Source organism: Streptomyces sp. NPDC059564 (assembly GCF_042735575.1).
Classification (GTDB): Bacteria; Actinomycetota; Actinomycetes; order Streptomycetales; family Streptomycetaceae; genus Streptomyces.
The window spans coordinates 1-3,767 of record NZ_JBHWBP010000524.1; the positions used below are offsets into that span (position 1 = coordinate 1).

Here is a 3,767-nt window from a genome sequence, read left to right on the forward strand (position 1 = left end):
GCACCCCCGCCCTGCTGGACCGCGCCCTGGCGCGCGCCGAGCGGCTCGGCCTCACCGGCGGCCGGGTGTCCGTCCGCCACGGCCGGCTGCCCGAGGACCTCGACACGACGGGCGACGGCGGCCTCGGCACCGCGGACGTGGTCTGGAGCAGCAAGGCCGTGCACCACCTCGGCGACCAGCAGGCCGCCCTGGACGCGCTGGCCCGCCTCCTGCGCCCCGGCGGCATGCTCGCCGTCGCGGAGGGCGGTCTGCCGATGCGCTTCCTCCCCCGCGACACCGGCCTCGGCCGGCCGGGACTCCAGGCCCGGCTCGACGCCGCCCAGGAGGACCGGTTCCAGGCCATGCGCGCCGACCTGCCCGGCAGCACGCCCGTGACCGAGGACTGGCCCGCGATGCTCGGCCGCGCCGGGCTGACCGGCGTCGGCTCCTTCACCTCCCTCCTCGACCTGCCCGCCCCGCTGGGCGGTGCGGGCCGCGGGTTCCTGCACGCGCATCTGACCCGGCTGCGGGACGGGCTGGGCGAGTCCCTGGACGCGGAGGACCTCGCGACCCTCGACGTGCTGGTCGACCCCGGCGCCGCGGAGGGCATCCTGCGACGGCCCGACGTGTTCCTCCTGTCGGCCGTCACGGTCTTCACCGGCACGCGCCCGGCGCGGTGACGACGGTGCCCGGCCACAGAGCGCCCCGCTGATGGGCGCGGTGTTCACGCTCGCCCCGTCTGCGCCGGACATCACCGCGGCAGCCCCGCAAACCGCCGCCACCGGCACGCGGCCCGCGTACGCCGTCGCAACGGCCCTGATCACCGCCGCCCTCGCCCTCCCGGCATCGAGGCCGGGCACCGGACTTCGACTCCGGCACCCGGCCAGGCCGCAGACCGCTGCGCGGGCCCCCGGGTCAGGGCGTCGGGAGACCCGCCTCCAGGTACAAGGGGCAGCCTCGTTCGCGGGCGCGCAGGGCCCAGCGCAGGCGTTCGTAGCGCTGCGGCGGCAGCAGGCCGGCCGCCTCCGTCTCGGTGACGAACCGCCAGGCCCGCAGCTCCGGCCCCGGGAGGCGTAGCCGCGCGGTGTCCGCCTCCGTGAGCCGGCCGCCGTCGAACAGCAGCCGCAGGCCCCCGTACGCCGGTGAGCGCGGCGGCTCCCAGTCGACCACCAGCAGCCCGGGCATCCGGTCCAGCGTCAGGCCCAGTTCCTCCGCGACCTCCCGTACGCCCGCGCACGCGGGGGCCTCGCCCGCTTCGACCACGCCGCCCGGGAACTCCCAGCCCGGCTTGTACGTCGGATCCACCAGGAGCACCCGGTCCCGGTCGTCGAAGAGCAGCACCCCCGCCGCCACCGTCTCCCGCGTCGGCTCCGGGGTCTGCACGATGTCGCAGATCCCGGCCGTGTCCGTGCGTACGGCTTCCGCGATCCGCTCGGCGGTCTCCCGTACCGTCAGCCGCCCGTTGTCGATGACGTGCGCGTCGGCGGTCAGCCAGCCCAGCGCCTGCCGGTACACCGGGATGTGGTCGTTCGCCCAGGCCAGGTCCCGCGGGTCCGCGTGCTCGGGTTCCTCGCGGTGCCGCTTCGCCATCCGCTCCCGCAGGATCGTTTCCTCCGGAGCCAGCAGCACGTGCCGCACCGCGATCCGCCGCGCCGCCAGCCCCCCGAAGATCTCGTCCCGGTACTCCTGGCGCAACAGCGTCATCGGCACCACCAGCACCCCGCCCGTCTCCGCGAGCACCGCCGCCGCCGCGTCCACGACGAGCCGCCGCCAGCTCGGGAGGTCCTGGTAGTCCGTCACCTCCGCGAGGCGTTTGCGCGGCAGGAGCCGCCGCACCGCGTCGCCGATGAGCTCCGGGTCGTACAGGGTGCCGTCCGGCAGGAGTCCGGCCAGTTCGCGCGCCGTGCTGGTCTTCCCGGCACCGAACGTGCCGTTGATCCAGACAATCACGTGTACCCCTCTCCCGATGGCTCGCCTCCCAAGCCCCCTGTGGCTTGCCCGCACCACCCTGCCACGGAAACCCGCTCACCGGCCGTGTGCTTATCCTCAAGGTCAGGGCCGGGATCAAAGCCGCGCCGCCGTCTCCTCCGGAGGTTCCCCCGCCGTGCCGCAGACCCGTCAGCCGTCCGAGCCCCGCTACGGCAACCGGCCGACCATGAAGGACGTGGCGGCCCGGGCGGGCGTGGGCCTCAAGACGGTCTCACGGGTCGTCAACGGCGAGCCGGGCGTCACCCCCGACACCGAACGGCGGGTCCAGGAAGCCATCGAGGCACTCGGCTTCCGCCGCAACGACAGCGCGCGCGTGCTCCGCAAGGGCCGTACCGCGACCGTGGGCCTAGTCCTGGAGGACCTCGCCGACCCCTTCTACGGACCCCTCAACCGGGCCGTCGAGGAGGTGGCCCGCACGCACGGCGCGCTGCTCATCAACGGCTCCAGCGCGGAGGACCCGGACCGCGAAAGGGAGTTGGCGCTCGCGCTGTGCGCCCGCCGGGTGGACGGGCTGATCGTGATCCCGGCCGGGGACGACCACCGCTACCTGGAGCCGGAGATCCGCGCGGGCGTGGCGACCGTGTTCGTGGACCGCCCGGCGGGCCGGATCGAGGCGGACGTCGTACTGTCGGACAGCTTCGGCGGCGCCCGGGACGGAGTGGCGCACCTGATCGCCGGCGGCCACCGGCGGATCGGCTTCATCGGCGACCACCCGCACATCCACACGGCGACGGAACGCCTGCGCGGCTACCGCGCGGCGATGGCCGGGGCGGGCCTGCCGACGGCCGGGTCCTGGGTCTCCCTCGGCCCGACGGCCCCGGACCGCGTCGCGGCGGCGGCCCGCGCGATGCTGACGGGGCCCGAACCGGTCACGGCGCTCTTCGCGGGCAACAACCGGGTGACCGTGACGGTGGTCCGCGTCCTGGCCGAACACCCGCGCCCGGTGGCCCTGGTCGGCTTCGACGACTTCGAACTGGCCGACCTCCTGCGCCCGGGCGTCACGGTCGTCGCCCAGGACGCGGCGACCCTGGGCCGCGTCGCCACGGACCGCCTCTTCCAACGCCTCGCCGGCACCCCCCTCCCCCCGTCCCGCATCGAACTCCCCACCCGCCTCATCCCCCGCGGCTCGGGCGAGATCCCGCCGGTCCGCTGACGCCCACGACGCAGCCCCGCCCGGGACCGTCCGGGCGGGGCTGCGGTGAAACGGGGGGCAGGGCCGCTGTTACGCGCTGGCCGTCAGGGTGGCCGAGCGGCGGGGGATGGCGAAGGCGTCGAGCTCGGCACGGGTGAGGCCGGTGAGGGCCGTGACCTCCTCGGCGCCGACCGCGCCGCAGTCGAGGCCGCGGACCAGGTAGCCGGCCAGGGCCTTGGCGGTGGCGGGCTCGTCCATGACGTCGCCCTCGATCTTGGCCACGTACGCCTTCAGGCGGGCCGCCGCGGTCTCCAGGCCCTCGCGGTAGAAGGTGAAGACGGCCGCGTAGCGGGTCGGGAGGTGCGCCGGGTGCATGTCCCAGCCCTGGTAGTAGGCGCGGGCCAGCGCGCGGCGGGTGAGGCCGTAGTGGAGCTTCCAGGCCTCGTGGACGTGCTCGGTCGTGCCGATCGGCAGCACGTTGGTCGAGCCGTCGGAGACGCGTACGCCGGTGCCGGCGGCCGCGACCTGCATGATCGCCTTGGCGTGGTCGGCGGCGGGGTGGTCGCTCGACTGGTAGGCGGCGGAGACCCCGACGCAGGCGCTGTAGTCGAAGGTGCCGTAGTGCAGGCCGGTGGCGCGGCCCTTGGCGGCCTCGATCATCCGGGCC

4 protein-coding genes are annotated in these 3,767 nt (G+C 75.4%); 2 read left to right on the plus strand and 2 right to left on the minus strand.

Features of this window, described 5'->3' with window-relative positions; all coding sequences use genetic code 11:
• Positions 1 to 659 (plus strand): methyltransferase (locus ACFV0Q_RS39445; RefSeq protein ID WP_385012661.1); only part of this gene is annotated, 659 nt, incomplete at its 5' end.
• Between the two features lie 235 nt (positions 660 to 894).
• Here the strand turns inward: ACFV0Q_RS39445 and ACFV0Q_RS39450 are convergent.
• Complete coding sequence (locus ACFV0Q_RS39450) at positions 895 to 1,929, minus strand: NUDIX domain-containing protein (RefSeq protein WP_385012662.1); 1,035 nt, start codon at positions 1,927 to 1,929, stop codon at positions 895 to 897.
• Between the two features lie 205 nt (positions 1,930 to 2,134).
• On the opposite strand from ACFV0Q_RS39450, the gene ACFV0Q_RS39455 reads away from it, so the two are divergent.
• A complete protein-coding gene (locus tag ACFV0Q_RS39455; protein ID WP_385012665.1) occupies positions 2,135 to 3,121 on the plus strand; it encodes a LacI family DNA-binding transcriptional regulator in 987 nt (328 codons plus the stop codon).
• 69 nt (positions 3,122 to 3,190) lie between these two features.
• Here ACFV0Q_RS39455 and ACFV0Q_RS39460 read toward each other — a convergent pair.
• The coding region (locus ACFV0Q_RS39460) for a DUF6986 family protein (RefSeq protein WP_385012664.1) at positions 3,191 to 3,767 on the minus strand (577 nt) is incomplete at its 5' end.

Excerpts from the sequence above, each read along its gene's own strand:
- ACFV0Q_RS39455 (WP_385012665.1), top strand. The coding sequence starts at position 2,135 with ATGAAGGACGTGGCGGCCCGGGCGGGCGTGGGCCTCAAGACGGTCTCA.